The sequence below is a fragment of the Enterobacter sp. C4G1 genome (assembly GCF_052886895.1).
In genome coordinates this window covers 2,381,113-2,402,337 of the sequence record NZ_JBQVVV010000001.1, presented here as the reverse complement: position 1 = coordinate 2,402,337, position 21,225 = coordinate 2,381,113, and the positions used below count along the sequence as shown (strand labels likewise).

Sequence of the window (21,225 nt, the reverse complement as noted above, 5' to 3'; positions counted from 1 at the left end):
ATTAACACTTACGCGTTTTTCAGCACTTCGCTGACAATCTCTACCGCTTCTTTCTCAATCAGCTTACGGTGTTCGTCGCCGAGGAAGCTTTCGCAATAGATTTTGTACGCATCTTCCGTACCGGAAGGACGCGCAGCGAACCAGCCGTTGTCGGTCATCACTTTCAGGCCGCCAATAGACGCACCGTTACCCGGCGCTGCCGTCAGGCGTGCAGTGATAGGATCACCAGCCAGTGTGTTGGCACTCACCATTTCCGGGGACAGTTTAGACAGCGCTGCTTTCTGCGCAGAGGTCGCTGAAGCCTGAATACGGTTGTAGCTTGGCGCGCCAAAACGTGCAGCCAGCTCATTGTAGTGCTCCTGCGGGTTTTTCCCGGTTACGGCAGTAATCTCTGCCGCCAGCAGACACATAATGATGCCGTCTTTATCGGTGGACCATGGCGTACCGTCGAAACGCAGGAAGGATGCACCCGCGCTCTCTTCGCCACCAAAGCCGAAGCTTCCGTCATGCAGACCATCAACAAACCATTTGAAGCCAACCGGCACTTCCACCAGCTTGCGGCCCAGCGCGTCAACCACACGGTCAATCATCGCAGAGGACACCAGCGTTTTACCCACGGCAACATCTTTGCCCCATTTTGGACGGTGCTGGAACAGATAGTTGATGGCCACCGCCAGATAGTGGTTCGGGTTCATCAGCCCTGCCGGGGTGACGATACCGTGACGGTCATAATCCGGGTCGTTAGCAAAGGCCAGGTCGAATTTGTCGCGCAACGCCAGCAAGCCAGCCATCGCACATTCAGAGGAGCAGTCCATACGGATAGCACCGTCTTTATCCAGATGCATAAAGCGGAAGGTCTGATCGACGTGATCGTTAACGATGGTCAGATCCAGCTTGTAATGCTCTGCGATGCGTTTCCAGTATTCGATACCGGAGCCGCCGAGAGGATCTACACCCAGTTTCAGGCCTGCTTTCTGGATAGCCGCCATATCGACGATATCCGCCAGCCCTTCAACAAACGGCTGCACCAGATCCTGCTCTTTCACGCGACCAGATGCCATCGCGGCATCCAGGGAAATACGTTTCACGCCTTTCAGGCCATCTGCCAGCAGGGCGTTAGCACGATCTTCCACCACTTTGGTGACGTTAGTATCTGCCGGGCCGCCGTTAGGTGGATTGTATTTGATACCACCGTCTTCCGGCGGGTTGTGGGATGGTGTGATAACGATACCGTCAGCCAGCGCACCGCCTTTTTTGTTGTGCACCAGAATCGCGTTGGACACCGCCGGCGTTGGGGTAAAGCCGTTGTTTTCCTGCACAATGACGTCTACGCCATTGGCTGCCAGCACTTCCAGTACGGAAATGAATGCAGGCTCAGACAAGGCGTGAGTATCTTTCCCTACATAGCACGGACCGGTGACGCCATTTTTAGCGCGCTCTTCCGCGATGGCCTGGGCAATGGCCAGAATATGCGGTTCGTTAAAGCTGTGGCGCCCCGCACTGCCGCGGTGGCCAGATGTACCAAACTTCACTGCGTGTTCTGCGTTACCTACCACTGGCTTCAGCACGTAGTACTGAGCGGTCAGTTGGGCGACGTTAATCAAATCGCTTTGTTGTGCAGGTTGGCCTGCACGGCTGTGATTTGCCATTGCCTGGTCCTTCTTATGCAAGGGTTAAATTGTACCGCAAACCTTTTCAATCAATTCCGCCGGGAACTGCATGGACTGCATGATGTGTTCGACCATGCTGCACTTGCGCCCCGTGTTGGTATTGGTGATCACCCAATACGGGGTACCAGCCACGTGTTTGGGTTTGGTTTGATTGCCATTTTGCAACAGCGTCTGTTCGTCGCCCGCAAAATAGACGCGAGTACGGCCATGCAGCGACTCAGTCGCTTCAGCAAACGCTTTGTTATCCAGTGAGTAGAGTGTAGACAGCACCAGCATAAAGCGGTTAACCGCTTTTTTCTGTTCTGCATATTCATCAGACAGCAGCAGTTCGCGCATCGCACGAACTTTGTCTTTCGCAGGTGTCATAGCGGGTTTGGCTTGCACCGCAACGCTCGGCTGAGACACGACATCTTTCGCGACAGGAGTGACAGGCTGTGAGGCGGCGGAAATTTTAAGCATACGCCGTAAAATGTCGGACGCGCTCTCCCCGATATGCCGCGTTTGGCTGGCGATATACTGATAGAGTTCGTCATCAACTTCGATTGTTTTCATCTTAATCCAGTGCGATATCTTATCTGAATACAAGTCGTTGGGATTATAAGGTCAAATCCCAACAGCGGATAGCGTCAAGCCAGGTTGGCGGCAAAAGTCAGATTAAACTGGATCCTTGCAGCCGGGCGGCAGAATGGTCAACATGATACCCTAACCTGACATACGTAAAAAAAGAACTTTGCCATGAAATTGAATACCCGAGCGCAATCTGCACAATCGCCGAACAATAATTCTCCCATCGTACTGGTTCACGGTCTTTTTGGCAGCCTGGATAACCTGGGTGTGCTGGCGCGGGATCTGGTTAGCGATCACGATATTTTGCAGGTAGATATGCGTAACCATGGTCTTTCAGGGCGCTCGCCAGAGATGACTTACGCCGCAATGGCGCAGGATCTTCTGGATACGCTTAAGGCGAACAACCTCGAAAAGGTGACGCTGATTGGGCATTCAATGGGAGGCAAAGCCGTTATGGCCCTGACCGCACTTGCGCCGGAGCACATTAACGGCCTGGTCGTAATAGACGTAGCGCCCGTGGATTATGACGTGCGTCGCCACGATGAGATCTTTGCCGCTATTAATGCAGTGACAGACGCCGGTGTTTCCACCCGCCAGCAGGCCGCAGCCATCATGCGCGACCATCTTAATGAAGAAGGTGTGGTGCAGTTTCTGCTGAAATCGTTTGTCGACGGCCAGTGGCGCTTCAACGTGCCGGTGCTGTGGGATCAATACTCAGAAATTGTCGGCTGGGAGCCGGTTGCGGCCTGGCAACACCCTACCCTCTTTGTGCGCGGCGGCAATTCGCCGTATGTCACCGAAGCCTGTCGCGATGAATTGATCAGACAGTTCCCCGAAGCCCGCGCGCATGTTATCGCCGGAGCCGGACACTGGGTTCATGCTGAAAAACCAGAAGCCGTGCTTCGCGCGATCCGCCGCTATCTCTCTGATACTACGAATTGATTAAAAAGACAGCGACTGGAAGCCTGCGGGCTTCCAGTCGTTGGCGTGCCGATGTGGGTGATGTATGATGGCGCGCTTATCGCCCGGGCAATAGCAGGGCGGCTTGTTTTCCCCCGAAGTCTCAAAATCATGGCCAAAGAACAAACGGACCGTACGACAATAGATCTGTTCGCGAATGAGCGTCGCCCGGGACGACCCAAGACAAATCCGCTTTCGCGCGATGAACAGCTGCGTATTAATAAACGCAACCAGCTTAAACGCGATAAAAATCGTGGGCTTAAGCGTGTCGAACTGAAACTCAACGCCGATGCCGTTGATGCACTCAACGAGCTTGCCAGCGCCCGCGACATCAGCCGCAGCGAGCTGATTGAAGAGATGTTGATCGCGCAACTCGAAAAATTGCACAGCAAGGCATAAGTCAGAAAACTCCCTTTCTCACCCTTTTCATGTAGCACAGAGTGCAGTCCTGCGCGATAGCTGTTTCCGCAGGGTTGTCTGTTCTGCTATTATTGCCCTTATCCGTGGACAAATTGCGCCACCATACCATTAAGTTTCAAGAGGTTATTTTACTCATGGCAATCATCGGCATTTTCTTCGGCAGTGATACCGGCAATACCGAAAATATCGCAAAAAACATTCAAAAACAGCTCGGTAAAGATGTTGCCGATGTGCATGACATTGCCAAGAGCAGCAAAGAAGATCTCGAAGGCTATGACATCCTGCTGCTGGGTATTCCAACCTGGTACTACGGCGAAGCGCAGTGCGACTGGGACGATTTCTTCCCGACTCTGGAAGAGGTTGATTTCAACGGTAAGCTGGTTGCGCTGTTCGGTTGTGGCGATCAGGAAGATTACGCAGAATATTTCTGTGACGCGCTGGGCACCATCCGCGACATCATTGAACCACGCGGCGCAGCTATCGTGGGTCACTGGCCGACAGCGGGTTACCACTTCGAAGCCTCTAAAGGCCTGGCCGACGACGATCACTTTGTGGGTCTGGCCATCGATGAAGACCGCCAGCCAGAACTGACTGCAGAACGCGTTGAAAAATGGGTTAAACAGGTCCGCGAAGAACTGAACCTGGACGACATCCTTAACGCCTGATAATGAGCGGCGCAACTTCGGTTGCGCCCGCTTGACCGGGTCAAACCGATTAAATTAATTGCTACAAACTTTTAACTTTTTCGTTCAGACCTGTACAATATCCCCCTGGTAATACGTGGGTGCCATCGAACAAGTTTGTTGGTGATACCACGTTTTTATAAGCATACTTTGCTTGAGACTTGCAGTTTTCATTTAGACATGGCAGTTCTATAATGATACGCATTATCCCAAGTGCATTCTCTGTCACTTCTTCCTTAGAAGTGAATCGTTTAGCAACAGGACAGATTCCGCATGACTGACAACAACACCGCATTAAAGAAGGCTGGCCTGAAAGTTACGCTTCCTCGGTTAAAAATCCTTGAAGTGCTTCAGGGACCAGACAATCACCATGTCAGTGCGGAAGACCTTTATAAGCGTCTTATCGACATGGGTGAAGAAATTGGGCTGGCGACCGTTTATCGCGTGCTGAACCAGTTTGATGACGCGGGCATTGTTACCCGTCATAACTTCGAAGGCGGTAAATCTGTTTTCGAACTGACTCAGCAACACCATCACGATCACCTGATCTGCCTCGACTGTGGCAAGGTCATTGAATTTAGTGATGACTCTATCGAAGCGCGCCAGCGTGAAATCGCGGCCCGTCATGGCATCCGTCTGACCAACCACAGCCTGTACCTGTACGGCCACTGTGCGGAAGGCGATTGCCGCGAAAATGATCACGCGCACGACGCGAAGTAAGTACTCTTTTCATACTCTGAGCCAGCCGAAAGGTTGGCTTTTTTTTGCCAGTTATTTGGCATAAAAAAAGCCCGGTAAGCGTAGCGCCACCGGGCATGATAACAGCGAGTTAATTACTGTTATTACTACGGATCTCTTTCCAGATCTGATCGCAACGCTTCGCCACTTCCTGATCGTTTCCGGTTTTACGCGCCTGGATACAGGCCTGGTAATCCATCACGCGGACGTTTTCCTGAGTTGCGAACTGCTCATGCGCCTTCTCTTTCTTCAGCACATTAAGCACGCTCTGGCAGGCTTCGATTTTCTCTGGCGAGCCTTCAGCTGTATTAATACAGGCGCTGTAAGCCTCTTTCAGACGTGAGTCCTCTTTTGGTGCCTGAGTCTGCGCACAAGCCACCAGCCCCGATGCCAGCATCGCGACGATTATGATTTTTTTCATCATTTTCAGTCTCCATTCCGGCGGAACTTAACCCGCCGGTCTGTTCATCAGAAGATTGTGAACGGGGCAATCACCATGAATTTCACGTCACGTTCATCCTGGAAGATGTTGCCGTAACCGCCCGCGTAACTTGGGATATCGGAGTGGTTGTCGTATTGAGTGAAGTGCAGTTTGAACATCGTGCCTTTCGCGCGACCATCCTGAAGGGTGTAAATCGCATCCAGGCTGTAAGAGGACTCTTTCAGACGATAGTTCGGGTCGTAGTACGCGTCTGGTGTGGCCATATCGCCAGGTTTTGCATCCCATGCGTAAGCGTAGGAAGCCCCCACCGCCCAGCCCGGCAGATTCCAGTTTTTCAGGTCATACATGGCACCGAAGAAGACGGCTTTTTCGCCATCGGCGTTGAAGTCTGAACGGTTATCCCACCAGATATCCAGACGACCATTAGAGGACGCATAGGTTGGGGTCATACGTTGCAGGAAGTAACCCTGCTGGCCTTCAGCCTTCACCCATGTCCCTTCAAGACGTAAATCGACCTGGCCCACTTTGTAGCCGAAGGTTAAAGCCTGCAACCACGCCGTGCCGTCGTATATATCGTTTACCGTACCGCTGCTGGCTTTGTCGCGCGTACCGTAGAACTGATAGCTGGTGCTCAACGGGCTGCCCGCAATATCAAACTTGTAGCTTGCTTTGGCAAAATACTGGTCGATATAGCCTTCAGCCTGACCAAATGCGGCTTCAAGAACCAGGTCGTTTTTGAAATCGTACTTCGCACCCAGCGAGTGAAGATAATCAACTTTGGTTTTTTTATCGTTCTGGTAAAACTTATCCATCTCAATATGCCACGGCGCTTTATACTCGTTGGTCCACATATACGAGAAGCTCAGTGCGCCCGCATCGCCGTAGTCAAAATTCGCGCCAGCTTCTGCACCCTGATAAGTACCTGGCATAAAGCTCCAGTGTGGCGCTAACAGCGTTTGTCCGGTTGGCTGGATATAACCCGCACGTGCCCATACCGGGCCATATTTAAATTTCGCAGCGGCCTTATACAGGCTGACTCCGCTCTTATCTCCTGACCAGTCTTCTTTATACGCTTTGTTGCTGGAAGAGAATGCAATTTCGTTCGGGTGACCACTGTCGCCATTTTCCGCCATTTCTATTGCAGTGAATGCCGCAATATCCAGGCCGAACAAATCGGCGGCGTAACCCGACTGGAAATCCAGGTTGGCGTTCCAGGTGGAGTGAGAAAGGTTGGTTTTGTATTTGTCTTCGGTGACGTCTTTACGGTCACGTTCACGCTGCCAGTAATAGATACCGCCCGTGAGCGTAGAATCATCAATGAAACCTGCCGCTTTAGCTTCTGGAGCGACAACCAGGCCCGACATTGCTGTCACACCGGCAATAGCCAGCGCCAGCGCACTACGTTTGCCACTGAACGTACGCATAGATTATTCCTCTTTGACGAATTAAAACGCCTAAAACGGCGAAAAATATAAAAGACCAAATGGTCAGGGGTAGTTAGAAATACCCTCGAATTAACTACCGTCTTTAGGTTATTTTTCGCGACGCGAATTATCAATGCTTTTTAGCGGGCAAAAGTCAGGATTATGACGAAGTGCACATAATTGGTAGCGATTTGTAACACTTCGCGCGAAGCGAGGTTTTACGGGGGAAAGCGATTAAATTCAGAGGGTAATAACAGAGGTTTGCACTTATTTTCACCTGTTTTGTCTTTCCGTAAATTCACAAACTTTTTTTGAGAAAAATAAGTAGCAGCTCATTGACCTGTATATTTCTCAATATCGCTTTTGCCATGCCGTTAATGGCATGATCATTAAATAAAAAAAACGCCGCAATAAGCGGCGTTTGTTTCTCATTGACCAGGCAAGCGTTATTATTCGCCGACTTTAGCCCAGGTATCACGCAGACCCACAGTACGGTTAAATACCAGTTTTTCTGCGGTGCTGTAACGGCTGTCCAGGCAGAAGTAACCTTCACGCTCAAACTGGTACGCTTTACTGATTTCAGCATCTTTCAGTGAAGGTTCAGCAAAGCCCTGCTTGATAACCAGAGATTCCTGGTTGATGGTAGCCAGGAAGTCATCCGCAGCACCTGGGTTAGGTACGCTGAACAGACGGTCGTACAGGCGGATTTCAACCGGCAGCGCGTGTGCTGCGCTCACCCAGTGGATAACGCCTTTCACTTTACGGCCATCAGCCGGATCTTTGCTCAGGGTTTCTGCATCATAGGTACAGAAGATTGTGGTGATATTGCCTTCTGCGTCTTTCTCTACGCGCTCAGCTTTGATCACGTAGGCGTTACGCAGACGCACCTCTTTACCTAACACCAGACGCTTGTACTGCTTGTTGGCTTCTTCGCGGAAGTCAGCACGGTCAATCCAGATATCCGCACTGAACGGCACGTCACGGCTGCCCATTTCCGGTTTGCTCGGATGGTTAGGCATAGACACCAGCTCGCTTTCACCCTGCGGGTAGTTTTCGATAACCAGTTTAACCGGATCGATAACCGCCATCGCACGTGGTGCGTTTTCGTTCAGATCTTCACGGATGCAGGACTCCAGAGAAGCAATCTCAATGGTGTTATCCTGCTTGGTGACGCCGATACGTTTGCAGAACTCGCGGATTGACGCAGAGGTGTAACCACGACGACGCAGGCCAGAGATGGTCGGCATCCGTGGGTCATCCCAGCCTTCAACGTGCTTGTCGGTGACCAGCAGGTTCAGCTTACGCTTGGACATCACGGTGTATTCCAGATTCAGACGAGAGAACTCGTACTGACGCGGATGCACAGGAATGGTGATGTTATCCAGCACCCAGTCGTACAGACGACGGTTGTCCTGGAATTCCAGCGTACACAGTGAGTGAGTGATCCCTTCCAGCGCATCGCTGATGCAGTGGGTGAAGTCGTACATCGGGTAGATGCACCACTTGTTGCCCGTCTGGTGGTGTTCAGCGAACTTAATGCGGTATAGCACCGGGTCGCGCATCACGATGAACGGTGACGCCATATCGATTTTGGCGCGCAGACAGGCTTTGCCTTCTTCGAAACCACCAGCACGCATTTTTTCAAACAACGCCAGGTTCTCTTCTACGCTGCGGTCGCGGTATGGGCTGTTTTTACCCGGAGCGGTCAGCGAGCCGCGGTATTCACGGATTTCGTCGGCAGAAAGCTCGTCGACATACGCCAGACCTTTGTTGATAAGCTCTACTGCGTAAGCAAACAGCTGATCGAAATAGTCAGAGGAGTAGCAGATATCACCAGACCAGTTGAAGCCCAGCCATTGCACGTCGTTCTTGATGGACTCAACGTATTCGATGTCTTCTTTTACTGGGTTGGTGTCATCGAAACGCAGGTTGCACTGCCCTTTATAGTCTTGCGCAATGCCAAAGTTCAGGCAGATAGATTTCGCATGACCAATATGCAGGTAGCCGTTCGGCTCCGGCGGAAAACGGGTATGAATTGTGGTGTGCTTACCACTGGCCAGATCTTCATCAATGATCTGACGGATAAAGTTACTCGGGCGGGCTTCAGCCTCACTCATCGTAGGTTCCTCAAAGCGTAAACAACGTATAACGGCATATGATCTTATAAGCAGGGCGCAGTGACAACCCTTTAAAACGTCCAGGACGTAAATAATGGGGGCAAATGCTGCAAAAAAAAGCGGCGGAGGATAACCCCCGCCGCTTAAGGCACAGACTCTACTCAGGAGCGATTACTTGCCTTTAATCTCATACAGTGGTGTCTGACCTGCAACCACCTGACCTTTCGCCTGAAGCACCAGGCCGCTGAAGTCGTCGATGTTGCTGCAAACAACCGGGCTTATCATCGAGCGCGCGTTGGCGTTCAGGAAGTCCAGATCCATTTCCAGAATCGGCTGGCCTGCGACCACTTCTGCACCCTCTTCCACCAGGCGGGTAAAGCCTTTACCGTTCAGCGCAACGGTATCGATGCCCATGTGGACGACGATTTCCGCGCCTTTTTCAGTTTCAAGGCAGAATGCATGGTTGGTGTTGAAGATTTTCACAATCGTACCGGCTGCCGGAGATACCACGGTTTTTTCCGTTGGTTTCACCGCCACACCGTCGCCGACAGCTTTGCTGGCGAAGGCTTCGTCAGGAACCTGCTCAATGGCAACCACTTCACCGGTCACTGGGGAAACCAGTGCAGCAATGGTGGTTGCATTTGGTACAGCCTGAGGTTTTGCCGCTGCTGGCGCCGCTGCAGCTGGAGCAGCTGACGCTTCCGCTGCGGCTACCGGACCACGTGCAACGACTTTTTTCATTTCATCGCCGATGGATTCCGCCTTCGCACCCACAATAACCTGGATACTCTGCTTGTTCAGTTTCACCACACCAGATGCGCCCAGGCGTTTACACGCCGCATCATTCACACGAGTAGCATCAATAACAGTCAGACGCAGACGGGTAATACATGCATCAATAGCTTTCAGGTTATCGGAACCGCCTACAGCGGCGATATAACTGGTCGCCAGCTGAGCCAGGCCTTCTTCAGTATTGCTATTCGCTTCTTCAGTCACTACGTCATCGGTTTTATCTTCACGACCCGGCGTCTTCAGGTTAAACATACGAATAACCGCGCTGAACAGCAGGAAGTAAATCATGAAGAAGACCAGCCCCATCACCAACAGCATCCAGACGTTCTTACTGGCTGCCGGCAGGCTGTACATCAACACATAGTCGATAGCGCCTGCGGAGAAGGAGAAGCCCGCATGAATACCCAGCAGCGTAGCAACAAACAGACTGATCCCCGTCAGCAGCGCGTGCAGGAGGTACAGCAGCGGAGCCAAGAACATGAATAGGAATTCCAGCGGCTCAGTAACACCCGTCAGGAATGCAGTCACCGCAACGGAAAGCAGCATACCACCAACCATTGGACGACGTTCTTTCGGCGCAGCGAAATACATCGCCAGTGCCGCACCCGGCAGACCAAACATCATGATTGGGAAGAAGCCTGACATGAACATACCTGCGGTACCGTCACCCGCGTAGAAGCGGTTGATATCACCGTGGAACACAGCACCCGCTGCGTTGGTGAATTCACCGATCTGGAACCAGGCGATGGTGTTCAGAACCTGATGCAGGCCCGTAGGGATCAGCAGACGGTTAATGAAACCAAAGATGCCGGAACCCAGAGCGCCCGCAGAAACGATCCATTCACCGCCCGCATGAATACCATGCTGAACAGGTGGCCAGACGTAACCGAAGACGGCCGCTAATACCAGGCAGAAGAAGCCCGTCGCGATCGGCACAAAACGTTTCCCACCGAAGAAGCTCAAGAAATCCGGAAGTTTGATGTTGGACCAGCGGTTATACACCGCCCCCCCCACCAGACCGGTAATGATACCCGCCAACACACCCATGTTGATTTCAGGATTGATGGTGACCATTGCCTTAGTCAACACAAAGTAACCCACCGCGCCTGCCAGAGCTGCCGCACCTGCACCGTCCTTGGACCAGCTGGATGCGACACCAATGGCGAAAATCAGCGCAAGGTTATCGAAAATAGCCCCACCCGCTTGCGCGATGAAAGGTACGTTTAATAAATCCGGTTGGCCGAATCGCAGCAACAGTGCCGCCACTGGCAACACAGCGATGGGCAACTGCAATGCCCTACCGAGTCGCTGGAAAAAACCTAAAATATTCATCCGATTCCCCCTACGAGGCCCACTGTTTTTAAGGCTCGTTCTAAACTGTTTTTATAGTGTTACAGGCTTATAAGTACCGTTAATGATTCACTGGCATTCTGAGTGTGTGAAAAATTAATTCGTATCGCAAATTAAATGCGTACTTTTTGTGATTTTTGTCACCAAATATCGTTATTAACCCTCCCTTTCACTGGCTAACAGCGAAAACTTATTTTATCATTCAAAAAATCAAGACGGATTGATCCGGCCTGAAAGGTTCCAGGTTACGCTTAGTTCAGGCTCCAGTAATCATCCGCCCACTTTTTTACTTTAACTCTAGAGGTGAACAATGAGACTGATTCCCCTGGCAACAGCTGAACAAGTCGGTAAATGGGCCGCTCGTCATATCGTTAACCGCATTAATGCGTTCAAACCAACCGCCGATCGTCCTTTCGTTCTTGGTCTTCCGACTGGCGGCACGCCGCTGACTGCGTACAAAGCATTAGTTGAAATGCACAAAGCGGGCCAGGTTAGCTTCAAACATGTTGTCACCTTCAACATGGATGAATATGTTGGCCTGCCAAAGGAACATCCTGAGAGCTATCACAGCTTCATGCACCGCAACTTCTTTGATCACGTTGATATCCCTGCTGAAAATATTAACCTGCTGAATGGAAACGCGCCTGATATTGATGCGGAATGCCGTCAGTACGAAGAAAAAATCCGCGCATACGGTAAAATCCACCTGTTCATGGGTGGCGTAGGTAACGATGGGCATATCGCGTTCAACGAACCCGCATCTTCCCTGGCTTCCCGTACGCGTATTAAAACGCTGACCCATGACACTCGCGTGGCAAACTCACGCTTCTTTGACGGCGATGTTAACCAGGTTCCAAAATACGCCCTGACCGTTGGCGTGGGCACCCTGCTGGATGCCGAAGAAGTGATGATTCTGGTGCTGGGCGGCGTGAAAGCGCAGGCGCTCCAGGCGGCCGTTGAAGGCAACGTTAACCACATGTGGACCATCAGTTGCCTCCAACTGCATCCGAAATCAGTTATTGTGTGCGACGAACCATCCACCATGGAACTGAAAGTGAAGACGCTGAAATACTTCAACGAGTTAGAAGCTGAGAACATCAAAGGTCTGTAATTGAATAACCGCCTCTTTGCGAAGAGGCGGTCGCATTTTTAAACCGGGGGTCGTTATGTACGCTTTAACCCACGGTCGGATTTATACCGGCCATGAAATTCTGGATGACCACGCGATTGTTATCGCGAATGGCCTGATTGAACGTATTTGTCCGTTGGCTGAACTGCCGCCGGAGATTGAACAACGCTCACTCAATGGAGCAATTATCTCCCCCGGTTTTATCGATGTTCAGCTTAACGGCTGCGGCGGTGTGCAGTTTAACGACACAGCAGAAGCAGTGACCGTTGAAACGCTGGAAATCATGCAAAAAGCCAATGAGAAATCGGGCTGCACCAGCTATCTGCCAACGCTTATCACCAGCAGCGATGAACTGATGAAAAAAGGTATCCGCGTGATGCGCGAGTACCTGGCAAAATATCCTAATCAGGCACTGGGTCTGCACCTTGAAGGGCCGTGGCTGAATATGGTCAAGAAAGGCACGCATAACCCGGATTATGTGCGCAAACCGGATGCCGAGCTGGTCGATTACATGTGCGCCAACGCCGATGTGATCACCAAAGTGACGCTGGCACCTGAAATGACCGGGCCAGAGGTTATCAGCAAACTGGCTGCGGCCGGGATTGTGGTGTCTGCCGGCCACTCTAATGCCACAGTGAAAGAAGCTAAAATCGGCTTCCGTGCAGGCATTACCTTTGCGACCCATCTTTATAACGCCATGCCATACATTACCGGCCGTGAACCGGGTCTGGTCGGCGCGATTCTGGACGAGCCAGACGTTTACTGCGGTATTATTGCCGATGGGTTACACGTCGATTACACCAACATCCGTAATGCCAAGCGTCTGAAAGGCGATAAGCTGTGTCTGGTAACGGATGCAACTGCACCGGCAGGGGCAAATATTGACCAGTTCATTTTTGCTGGTAAAACAATATACTACCGCAATGGACTGTGTGTGGACGAAAACGGCACGCTGAGTGGCTCTGCGCTGACAATGATCGAAGGGGTGCGTAACCTGGTTGAACATTGCGGTATCGCGCTTGATGAAGTGCTACGCATGGCAACACTTTATCCGGCTCGCGCAATGGGCGTGGATAAACAACTCGGTGGGATTGCGCCAGGTATGATTGCAAACCTGACAGCGTTCACACACGAATATAAAATTATTAAGACCATCGTTAATGGTAACGAGGTCGTCACTGAGTAAGTAAAAGTATGACACCAGGCGGACAAGCTCAAATCGGTAATGTCGATCTCGTTAAACAACTTAACAGCGCGGCAGTTTATCGCCTGATTGACCAGCACGGGCCAATCTCACGTATTCAGATAGCCGAACAAAGCCAGCTTGCTCCTGCCAGTGTGACAAAAATTACACGTCAGCTTATTGAGCGCGGCCTGATAAAAGAAGTCGATCAGCAGGCCTCTACCGGGGGCCGCCGCGCTATCTCCATTGTTACCGAAACCCGCAATTTCCAGGCTATTGGCGTCCGCCTTGGCCGTCATGACACCACGCTTACGCTCTACGATCTGAGCAGTAAAGCCATTGCCGAAGAACATTATCCGCTGCCGGAACGCACCCAGGAAACGCTGGAGCATGCGCTGCTTAATACCATCGCGCAATTTATTGAAGCCTGTCAGCGCAAGATCCGCGAGCTGATTGCTATTTCGGTAATCCTGCCGGGTCTGGTCGATCCCGAAAGTGGTGTGATTCGCTATATGCCACATATTCAGGTAGAGAACTGGGGGCTGGTCAAGGCGCTGGAAAAACGCTTTAAAGTGACCTGCTTCGTCGGCCATGACATTCGTTCTCTGGCGCTGGCAGAGCACTATTTTGGTGCGAGTCAGGACTGCGAAGACTCTATTCTGGTGCGTGTTCACCGTGGTACGGGCGCAGGTATCATCTCTAATGGTCGCATTTTTATTGGCCGCAACGGTAACGTTGGCGAGATTGGCCACATTCAGGTTGAGCCGCTTGGCGAGCGCTGCCACTGCGGTAATTTCGGCTGCCTTGAAACTATCGCCGCCAATGCCGCGATAGAACATCGGGTCCGTCACTTACTTGAACAGGGCTACCAAAGCCGAGTGACCCTCGACGACTGCAAAATTGGCGCAATTTGCAAAGCCGCCAACAAAGGCGACGCGCTGGCCTGCGAAGTTATCGAAAAGGTTGGTCGCCACCTGGGTAAAACCATTGCCATTGCCATCAACCTGTTTAACCCGCAAAAAGTGGTGATCGCGGGCGAAATCGTCGAAGCAGAAAAAGTGTTATTACCGGCTATTGAAGGCTGTATTAACACCCAGGCGCTGAAAGCTTTCCGCCAGAACCTGCCGGTGGTGCGCTCAACGCTGGATCACCGCTCAGCGATTGGTGCTTTCGCGCTGGTAAAACGCGCCATGCTTAACGGGATCCTGCTGCAACATTTGCTGGAATCCTGATCGGATCTTATAGTAACGCCTTCTTTTTTTGATGTCGGATTGTCCATGACCATTAAGAATGTAATTTGTGATATCGACGGCGTGCTGATGCACGACAACGTTGCCGTGCCGGGTGCTGCGGAGTTTTTACACCGCATCATCGACAAAGGAATGCCACTGGTTCTTCTCACGAACTACCCTTCCCAGACAGGTCAGGATTTGGCAAACCGTTTTGCTACAGCGGGTGTCGACGTACCGGACACTGTGTTTTATACCTCAGCAATGGCAACGGCTGATTTTCTGAAACGTCAGGAAGGGAAAAAAGCCTACGTGGTGGGCGAAGGCGCGCTGATCCACGAGTTGTATAAAGCGGGCTTTACCATCACTGATGTGAACCCGGACTTTGTGATTGTGGGTGAAACGCGCTCCTTTAACTGGGAGATGATGCATAAAGCAGCGTACTTTGTCGCCAACGGTGCGCGCTTTATCGCAACCAACCCGGATACCCACGGCCGTGGTTTTTATCCTGCCTGCGGGGCGTTGTGTGCCGGTATCGAAAAAATCTCTGGCCGGAAACCGTTTGTTGTCGGTAAACCGAGCCCGTGGATCATCCGCGCTGCACTGAACAAAATGCAGGCGCATTCCGAGCAGACCGTGATTGTGGGTGATAACCTGCGTACCGACATTCTGGCCGGTTTCCAGGCCGGTCTTGAGACGATCCTCGTACTATCCGGTGTATCCACACTCGACGATATCGACTCCATGCCGTTCCGGCCGAGCTGGATTTACCCCTCTGTCGATGAAATTGACGTCATCTGACTCAAAACCACGCCTCAGGGCGTGGTTTTTCATTTTTGGCCCTGATAAACACAGTACCATCTAACAAAAATCACCATTCATTGCATAATCATCAATAAAAGCGTTCAGGACATACTCTTTTTTCAACATTCGTTAATCGCCATTGCACTATTTCCGTTTTACCCCGTAAAACCCTTGCGCGCCATTCCCCTTTGCGGCATTTTCATAAGCAAGCAACATTACAAAGCAACAGGGTTAACGGAGAAGGTTATGTGTTCAATTTTTGGCGTGCTGGATATTAAAACTGACGCGGGCGAACTGCGTAAAAAGGCTCTTGAACTGTCCCGCCTGATGCGCCATCGCGGCCCGGACTGGTCAGGCGTTTACGCCAGCGATAAAGCTATTCTGGCGCACGAACGTCTGTCTATTGTTGACGTCAACGCGGGCGCACAGCCGCTGTATAACGAGAAAAAAACGCACGCGCTGGCTGTGAACGGTGAAATCTATAACCATCAGGCGCTGCGCGCCGAATACGGCGACCGCTACGCTTTCCAGACCGGTTCTGACTGCGAAGTTATCCTCGCGCTGTATCAGGAGAAAGGGCCAGAGTTTCTGGACGACCTGCAAGGTATGTTCGCCTTCGTGCTGTATGACAGCGAAAAAGACGCTTACCTGATTGGCCGCGATCACATCGGGATTATCCCGCTGTATATGGGCCACGATGAACACGGTAACTTCTACGTGGCTTCTGAAATGAAAGCCCTGGTGCCGGTTTGCCGCACCATTAAAGAGTTCCCGGCGGGTAGCTACCTGTGGAGTAAAGACGGCGAGATCCGCCAGTACTACCAGCGCGACTGGTTCGACTATGATGCAGTGAAAGACAACGTGACCGACAAAGCCGAGCTGCGTCAGGCGCTGGAAGACTCCGTTAAAAGTCACCTGATGTCAGACGTGCCTTACGGCGTGCTGCTTTCCGGTGGTCTGGATTCCTCTGTGATTTCCGCCATCACCAAGAAATTTGCCGCACGTCGTGTGGAAGATCAGGAGCGTTCGGAAGCCTGGTGGCCACAGCTGCACTCCTTTGCCGTTGGCCTGGAAGGCGCACCCGACCTGAAAGCTGCACAGGAAGTGGCAAACCACCTCGGTACCGTGCACCACGAAATTCATTTCACCGTGCAGGAAGGCCTGGATGCGATCCGTGATGTTATCTATCACATCGAAACCTATGATGTGACCACCATCCGCGCCTCTACGCCGATGTACCTGATGTCCCGTAAGATCAAAGCGATGGGCATTAAGATGGTGCTGTCTGGCGAAGGTTCTGATGAAGTATTCGGTGGCTACCTGTACTTCCATAAAGCGCCGAATGCCAAAGAGTTGCATGAAGAGACGGTCCGCAAACTTCAGGCGCTGCATATGTTTGACTGTGCGCGTGCCAACAAAGCGATGTCGGCCTGGGGTGTGGAAGCTCGCGTGCCGTTCCTCGATAAGAAATTCCTCGACGTGGCCATGCGTATTAATCCGCAGGATAAAATGTGCGGCAACGGCAAAATGGAAAAACATATCCTTCGTGAATGTTTTGAGTCCTACCTGCCGGCAAGCGTTGCGTGGCGTCAGAAAGAGCAGTTCTCTGATGGCGTAGGCTACAGCTGGATCGACACCCTGAAAGAGGTGGCGGCAAAACAGGTTTCCGATCAACAACTGGAAACTGCCAGCTTCCGCTTCCCGTACAACACGCCGGGGTCCAAAGAAGCCTATCTGTACCGTGAAATCTTTGAAGAACTGTTCCCGGTACCAAGTGCTGCGGAATGTGTGCCTGGTGGCCCGTCAGTCGCCTGTTCTTCCGCAAAAGCGATTGAATGGGACGAATCGTTTAAATCCATGAACGACCCGTCAGGACGTGCTGTAGGTGTTCACCAGTCGGCATATAAATGATCATCTGTATGACTAACAGGCCCTCCGGGGCCTGTTTTTTTTGCACTGTATTTTGCTGGACAAAAATGATTAATAACCAATAATTGCCGAATATTCGGCCACGCTGTTCGCAACCTAACCAAACAGTCACATTCCGGCTATTTTCGATGAAAAAGGTGTTGACGCTGCAAGGGTCTATACGCATAATGCGCCCCGCAACGCCGATAAGGTAACGCGAAAAAAAGATGGCTACGTAGCTCAGTTGGTTAGAGCACATCACTCATAATGATGGGGTCACAGGTTCGAATCCCGTCGTAGCCACCATCTTTTTTGCGGGAGTGGCGAAATTGGTAGACGCACCAGATTTAGGTTCTGGCGCCGCAAGGTGTGCGAGTTCAAGTCTCGCCTCCCGCACCATTCCCAAGTAAGCGTTGCACGGATGGGGTATCGCCAAGCGGTAAGGCACCGGTTTTTGATACCGGCATTCCCTGGTTCGAATCCAGGTACCCCAGCCATATTTCTTCGATTTTGCGGTTCTCCGCGGTATTGGGGTATCGCCAAGCGGTAAGGCACCGGTTTTTGATACCGGCATTCCCTGGTTCGAATCCAGGTACCCCAGCCATCGAAGAATGCAGTCTGGCTACGTAGCTCAGTTGGTTAGAGCACATCACTCATAATGATGGGGTCACAGGTTCGAATCCCGTCGTAGCCACCAAATTAGTACATTATCGATTATATCGGTAAGCTAGAAAAAATTGTTGGGGTATCGCCAAGCGGTAAGGCTCTGGTTTCTGATACCAGCATTCCGAGGTTCGAATCCTCGTACCCCAGCCAATTTAAAAAGTCGTTAAGCAGATTGTTTAACGCAATTGGGGTGTCGCCAAGCGGTAAGGCTCTGGTTTCTGATACCAGCATTCCGGGGTTCGAATCCCTGCACCCCAGCCACTTAGTAACAAAAAAGCCCGCTCTGCGGGCTTTTTTGTTTTTGTTGTATCGTCCGGCCTGATGCCCTCTCCCTGCAGGAGAGGGAAAAAGTCTTAGAGGCCTAACGCATACTTCAGCGCCTGACGCTTCAGACCACCGGCACGCTCTGCCGCCATCAGCCCAATATTACGCAAAATTCGCACCGGCCCTAAGTCGTTACTAAACCCGGCGTAAAACAGATCCATCCCCGATTGCATAACGACGTTATCCGCCATACGACGCGTCTGATAACGTTTAAGTACCTGCTGGCTCGCCCAGGGTTCAGCGTGCGCACGTGCGCTGGTTAATACATCCAGCAACGCTTCAACGTCACGATATCCAAGATTGACACCCTGCCCTGCCAGTGGGTGAATGGTATGCGCCGCGTCCCCGACCAGCGCCAGCCCTTCCTGAGCGTATTGCAATGCGTGTCGGCGGGTCAGCGGAAATGCTCCTGCAGCAACCGGCGTCACATGCCCCAGATGACCCGGGAAGTGGCGCATAACTTCATGTTGCAGTTGTGCCATCGAAAGCCCCTGCAACTGGCGAATACGCGCCGGTTTGTCGTACCACACCAGGGATGCCCAGTTGTCAAAAAGCGGCAAAAAGGCATGTGGACCGGTCGGCGTGAAATGTTGCCAGGTGCTCTCACCCGGGTCATTTTCACACTGCACGGTGATTAACATACAGGATTGCTGATACTGCCAGGCATGAACGCCTATCCCCGCCATTTGTCTGACCTGCGAGTTCGCGCCATCAGCCCCCACCACCAACTTCACGGCGAGTTCATCATCATTATCCAGCGTCAGGCGATATCCACCTTCATGACGATGCAGCGCCTTGAGCGACGAAGGGACACGCAACGTCACCTTCGGGTGCGCCGCCAGCGCCTGCCATAACGCCTGTTGCAGGACGTTGTTTTCCACCATATAACCCAGCCGCGGTAATTTCAGCTCGGCGGCATCAAACACCACATGGGCATTTTCCCACTCCCATGTCTCGAGTCGACTGTAGGGATGCGCCCGCATCGCAAGCACGGCATCCCATACGCCTAACCCACGGAGAAGATCGACAGAAGCGGCACTGATCGCAGAAATACGGACATCGGGTTTTGCTGTCGCATCAAATGCCACAGGCGCGGCCTGTTCAATGACCGTTACCTCAAATCCCTGCTGCGCCAGTCCCAGCGCCAGTGCGCCGCCGACCATACCGCCGCCGACAACGGCAATTTCGGTTTGTTGGAGTGTCATGGTCAATTTTCCTTATTGCAGAATCCCTTAAGTTTACCGGATTTTTAGGGGCAGGAGGTTGACAACCTTCATACTGGTCACAACCGCACCAAAGCATTACAATACGCGGCTTGCAATCCTGAGCTGAGCAAGTCGATGACTAAAAAACTCCATATAAAAACCTGGGGCTGTCAGATGAACGAATACGATTCATCCAAGATGGCCGATCTGCTGGATACAACCCACGGATACCAGCTGACTGAAAATCCGAAAGAAGCCGATGTGTTGCTGCTGAACACCTGTTCAATTCGTGAAAAAGCGCAGGAGAAAGTCTTTCATGTGTTAGGTCGCTGGAAACTTCTCAAACGAAAAAATCCGGACCTGATCATCGGTGTTGGCGGCTGCGTTGCGTCGCAGGAAGGGAAACTGATCCGCCAGAGAGCCCCCTATGTGGATATCGTCTTTGGCCCTCAGACCCTGCACCGCCTGCCTGAGATGATCAATAAGGTTCGCGGCAATCGTAGCCCGGTTGTTGACGTAAGCTTCCCGGAAATCGAAAAATTCGACCGTCTGCCGGAGCCACGCGCTGATGGCCCGACCGCGTTCGTCTCTATCATGGAAGGCTGCAACAAATACTGTACTTACTGCGTGGTGCCTTACACCCGCGGTGAAGAAGTCAGTCGCCCGGCAGATGACGTTCTGTTTGAAGTTGCGCAGCTTGCCGCACAGGGCGTACGCGAAGTGAACCTGCTGGGCCAGAACGTTAACGCCTGGCGTGGCGAGAACTATGACGGCAGCACCGGTAGCTTTGCTGAGCTACTGCGTCTGGTGGCTGCCATTGACGGTATCGACCGCATTCGCTTCACCACCAGCCACCCGATGGAATTTACCGATGACATCATCGATGTTTATCGCGACACGCCGGAACTGGTGAGCTTCCTGCACCTGCCTATTCAGTGTGGTTCTGACCGCGTGCTGAATCTGATGGGACGCCCACATACGGTCCTGGAATACAAATCCACCATCCGCAAGCTGCTTGACGCACGCCCGGATATCCAGATTAGCTCAGATTTTATCGTCGGCTTCCCTGGCGAAACCACCGATGACTTTGAGCGCACCATGAAGCTGATCGGTGACGTGAATTTCGATGTCAGCTACAGCTTTATCTTCTCTGCACGTCCTGGCACCCCGGCAGCCGATATGGTTGACGATGTACCGGAAGAAGAGAAAAAACAGCGTCTGTATATTCTCCAGGAGCGCATCAACCAGCAGGCCAACGCCTGGAGCCGTCGGATGCTCGGCACTGTCCAGCGCATTCTGGTTGAAGGCACGTCCCGCAAAAGCATTATGGAACTCTCTGGTCGTACCGAAAACAACCGCGTGGTGAACTTCGAAGGCACCCCGGATATGATCGGGAAATTCGTGGACGTCGAGATTGTCGAAGTGCTGACCAACTCGCTGCGCGCGAAGCTTGTGCGTACCGAGGATGAAATGGGCCTGCGCATTGCTGAATCTCCGGAATCCGTTATCTCCCGTACCCGTAAAGAAAACGATTCTGGCGTGGGTATCTATCAGCCTTAATTCGTTCAGGCCTGCCTTTCTGGCAGGCCTTGTATTTCCTCTCTTCGCACCCAA

General features: G+C 52.1%; 18 protein-coding genes and 7 tRNA genes. 18 read left to right on the top strand and 7 right to left on the bottom strand.

Translation table 11 applies throughout. The features are described from left to right. Window positions 1–8 precede the first annotated feature (8 nt). Both pgm and seqA read right to left on the bottom strand, forming a co-directional pair. Window positions 9–1,649 (bottom strand): phosphoglucomutase (alpha-D-glucose-1,6-bisphosphate-dependent), encoded by a 1,641-nt coding sequence (gene pgm, locus ACT9TW_RS11540; RefSeq protein ID WP_446492427.1) that lies wholly within the window; start codon window positions 1,647–1,649, stop codon window positions 9–11. 24 nt (window positions 1,650–1,673) lie between these two features. Then, window positions 1,674–2,222, bottom strand: coding sequence for a replication initiation negative regulator SeqA (gene seqA / locus ACT9TW_RS11535; protein ID WP_014069356.1), 549 nt, complete (start codon window positions 2,220–2,222; stop codon window positions 1,674–1,676). A 183-nt stretch (window positions 2,223–2,405) separates the two neighbouring features. Here seqA and ybfF point away from each other — a divergent pair, with 183 nt between their 5' ends. The 5 genes from ybfF (at window position 2,406) to fur (ending at window position 5,020) form a co-directional block, all read left to right on the top strand. Then, the gene (ybfF, locus tag ACT9TW_RS11530; protein WP_446492426.1) at window positions 2,406–3,179 is read left to right on the top strand and encodes an esterase; all 774 of its coding nucleotides are present in this window, start codon (window positions 2,406–2,408) and stop codon (window positions 3,177–3,179) included. 129 nt (window positions 3,180–3,308) lie between these two features. Continuing rightward, entirely contained in the window at window positions 3,309–3,596 is a 288-nt protein-coding gene (gene ybfE, locus ACT9TW_RS11525) for a LexA regulated protein (protein WP_041162017.1), read from the top strand. A gap of 155 nt (window positions 3,597–3,751) precedes the next feature. Beyond that, the gene (gene fldA, locus ACT9TW_RS11520; protein WP_003858653.1) at window positions 3,752–4,282 is read left to right on the top strand and encodes a flavodoxin FldA; all 531 of its coding nucleotides are present in this window, start codon (window positions 3,752–3,754) and stop codon (window positions 4,280–4,282) included. 212 nt (window positions 4,283–4,494) lie between these two features. Further along, window positions 4,495–4,581 (top strand): ryhB-regulated fur leader peptide, encoded by an 87-nt coding sequence (locus ACT9TW_RS11515; RefSeq protein WP_182063536.1) that lies wholly within the window; start codon window positions 4,495–4,497, stop codon window positions 4,579–4,581. After that, window positions 4,574–5,020, top strand: coding sequence for a ferric iron uptake transcriptional regulator (fur, locus tag ACT9TW_RS11510; RefSeq protein ID WP_014069352.1), 447 nt, complete (start codon window positions 4,574–4,576; stop codon window positions 5,018–5,020). Before ACT9TW_RS11515 ends, fur begins: the two co-directional genes overlap by 8 nt. A gap of 109 nt (window positions 5,021–5,129) precedes the next feature. Here fur and chiQ read toward each other — a convergent pair whose 3' ends face one another. The 4 genes from chiQ to nagE all read right to left on the bottom strand — a co-directional run bounded on the left by chiQ (window position 5,130) and on the right by nagE (window position 11,145). Next, window positions 5,130–5,459: a ChiQ/YbfN family lipoprotein gene (gene chiQ, locus ACT9TW_RS11505; RefSeq protein WP_182063535.1), complete on the bottom strand. Its 330-nt coding sequence runs from the start codon at window positions 5,457–5,459 to the stop codon at window positions 5,130–5,132. Between the two features lie 47 nt (window positions 5,460–5,506). Further along, window positions 5,507–6,904 carry a chitoporin ChiP gene (gene chiP / locus ACT9TW_RS11500; RefSeq protein ID WP_446492425.1) on the bottom strand — a complete coding sequence of 466 codons (1,398 nt, stop codon included), beginning with the start codon at window positions 6,902–6,904 and terminating at the stop codon, window positions 5,507–5,509. Between the two features lie 449 nt (window positions 6,905–7,353). Continuing rightward, window positions 7,354–9,021: a glutamine--tRNA ligase gene (gene glnS / locus ACT9TW_RS11495; RefSeq protein WP_182060035.1), complete on the bottom strand. Its 1,668-nt coding sequence runs from the start codon at window positions 9,019–9,021 to the stop codon at window positions 7,354–7,356. A gap of 171 nt (window positions 9,022–9,192) precedes the next feature. Continuing rightward, window positions 9,193–11,145: a PTS N-acetyl glucosamine transporter subunit IIABC gene (gene nagE / locus ACT9TW_RS11490; protein WP_446492424.1), complete on the bottom strand. Its 1,953-nt coding sequence runs from the start codon at window positions 11,143–11,145 to the stop codon at window positions 9,193–9,195. A gap of 328 nt (window positions 11,146–11,473) precedes the next feature. Here nagE and nagB point away from each other — a divergent pair, with 328 nt between their 5' ends. From nagB to ACT9TW_RS11430, 12 genes are all read left to right on the top strand, one after another. After that, entirely contained in the window at window positions 11,474–12,274 is an 801-nt protein-coding gene (gene nagB / locus ACT9TW_RS11485) for a glucosamine-6-phosphate deaminase (RefSeq protein ID WP_014069347.1), read from the top strand. 55 nt (window positions 12,275–12,329) lie between these two features. Beyond that, on the top strand, window positions 12,330–13,478 hold the full coding sequence (gene nagA, locus ACT9TW_RS11480) for an N-acetylglucosamine-6-phosphate deacetylase (protein ID WP_182060033.1): 1,149 nt from the start codon (window positions 12,330–12,332) through the stop codon (window positions 13,476–13,478). Window positions 13,479–13,486: 8 nt separating this feature from the next. Continuing rightward, a complete protein-coding gene (nagC, locus tag ACT9TW_RS11475; protein WP_446492423.1) occupies window positions 13,487–14,707 on the top strand; it encodes a DNA-binding transcriptional regulator NagC in 1,221 nt (406 codons plus the stop codon). Between the two features lie 45 nt (window positions 14,708–14,752). After that, entirely contained in the window at window positions 14,753–15,505 is a 753-nt protein-coding gene (nagD, locus tag ACT9TW_RS11470) for a ribonucleotide monophosphatase NagD (protein WP_166717394.1), read from the top strand. Window positions 15,506–15,754: 249 nt separating this feature from the next. Then, window positions 15,755–17,419: an asparagine synthase B gene (gene asnB, locus ACT9TW_RS11465; protein WP_182060031.1), complete on the top strand. Its 1,665-nt coding sequence runs from the start codon at window positions 15,755–15,757 to the stop codon at window positions 17,417–17,419. A 226-nt stretch (window positions 17,420–17,645) separates the two neighbouring features. Continuing rightward, window positions 17,646–17,722, top strand: a tRNA-Met gene (locus ACT9TW_RS11460). 8 nt (window positions 17,723–17,730) lie between these two features. Beyond that, window positions 17,731–17,815 (top strand) — tRNA-Leu (locus tag ACT9TW_RS11455). 23 nt (window positions 17,816–17,838) lie between these two features. Further along, window positions 17,839–17,913: transfer RNA gene (locus ACT9TW_RS11450), tRNA-Gln, on the top strand. 32 nt (window positions 17,914–17,945) lie between these two features. Next, window positions 17,946–18,020, top strand: a tRNA-Gln gene (locus tag ACT9TW_RS11445). A 16-nt stretch (window positions 18,021–18,036) separates the two neighbouring features. Further along, window positions 18,037–18,113, top strand: a tRNA-Met gene (locus tag ACT9TW_RS11440). A 44-nt stretch (window positions 18,114–18,157) separates the two neighbouring features. Further along, window positions 18,158–18,232, top strand: a tRNA-Gln gene (locus tag ACT9TW_RS11435). Window positions 18,233–18,268: 36 nt separating this feature from the next. Beyond that, window positions 18,269–18,343: transfer RNA gene (locus ACT9TW_RS11430), tRNA-Gln, on the top strand. 92 nt (window positions 18,344–18,435) lie between these two features. On the opposite strand, the gene ubiF is transcribed toward ACT9TW_RS11430, so the two are convergent. Next, window positions 18,436–19,611 carry a 3-demethoxyubiquinol 3-hydroxylase gene (ubiF, locus tag ACT9TW_RS11425; protein ID WP_446492422.1) on the bottom strand — a complete coding sequence of 392 codons (1,176 nt, stop codon included), beginning with the start codon at window positions 19,609–19,611 and terminating at the stop codon, window positions 18,436–18,438. A 135-nt stretch (window positions 19,612–19,746) separates the two neighbouring features. On the opposite strand from ubiF, the gene miaB reads away from it, so the two are divergent. Beyond that, window positions 19,747–21,171, top strand: coding sequence for a tRNA (N6-isopentenyl adenosine(37)-C2)-methylthiotransferase MiaB (miaB, locus tag ACT9TW_RS11420; RefSeq protein ID WP_182060029.1), 1,425 nt, complete (start codon window positions 19,747–19,749; stop codon window positions 21,169–21,171). The last annotated feature ends 54 nt before the right edge of the window (window positions 21,172–21,225 follow it).

Coding starts and splice junctions, on each gene's coding strand:
- pgm (WP_446492427.1), bottom strand. CDS start 1,649: ATGGCAAATCACAGCCGTGCAGGCCAACCTGCACAACAAAGCGATTTG.
- seqA (WP_014069356.1), bottom strand. CDS start 2,222: ATGAAAACAATCGAAGTTGATGACGAACTCTATCAGTATATCGCCAGC.
- nagE (WP_446492424.1), bottom strand. CDS start 11,145: ATGAATATTTTAGGTTTTTTCCAGCGACTCGGTAGGGCATTGCAGTTG.
- fldA (WP_003858653.1), top strand. CDS start 3,752: ATGGCAATCATCGGCATTTTCTTCGGCAGTGATACCGGCAATACCGAA.
- nagC (WP_446492423.1), top strand. CDS start 13,487: ATGACACCAGGCGGACAAGCTCAAATCGGTAATGTCGATCTCGTTAAA.
- nagD (WP_166717394.1), top strand. CDS start 14,753: ATGACCATTAAGAATGTAATTTGTGATATCGACGGCGTGCTGATGCAC.
- ubiF (WP_446492422.1), bottom strand. CDS start 19,611: ATGACACTCCAACAAACCGAAATTGCCGTTGTCGGCGGCGGTATGGTC.
- nagA (WP_182060033.1), top strand. CDS start 12,330: ATGTACGCTTTAACCCACGGTCGGATTTATACCGGCCATGAAATTCTG.
- ybfF (WP_446492426.1), top strand. CDS start 2,406: ATGAAATTGAATACCCGAGCGCAATCTGCACAATCGCCGAACAATAAT.
- ACT9TW_RS11515 (WP_182063536.1), top strand. CDS start 4,495: ATGATACGCATTATCCCAAGTGCATTCTCTGTCACTTCTTCCTTAGAA.
- miaB (WP_182060029.1), top strand. CDS start 19,747: ATGACTAAAAAACTCCATATAAAAACCTGGGGCTGTCAGATGAACGAA.
- asnB (WP_182060031.1), top strand. CDS start 15,755: ATGTGTTCAATTTTTGGCGTGCTGGATATTAAAACTGACGCGGGCGAA.
- chiQ (WP_182063535.1), bottom strand. CDS start 5,459: ATGAAAAAAATCATAATCGTCGCGATGCTGGCATCGGGGCTGGTGGCT.
- ybfE (WP_041162017.1), top strand. CDS start 3,309: ATGGCCAAAGAACAAACGGACCGTACGACAATAGATCTGTTCGCGAAT.
- fur (WP_014069352.1), top strand. CDS start 4,574: ATGACTGACAACAACACCGCATTAAAGAAGGCTGGCCTGAAAGTTACG.
- nagB (WP_014069347.1), top strand. CDS start 11,474: ATGAGACTGATTCCCCTGGCAACAGCTGAACAAGTCGGTAAATGGGCC.
- glnS (WP_182060035.1), bottom strand. CDS start 9,021: ATGAGTGAGGCTGAAGCCCGCCCGAGTAACTTTATCCGTCAGATCATT.
- chiP (WP_446492425.1), bottom strand. CDS start 6,904: ATGCGTACGTTCAGTGGCAAACGTAGTGCGCTGGCGCTGGCTATTGCC.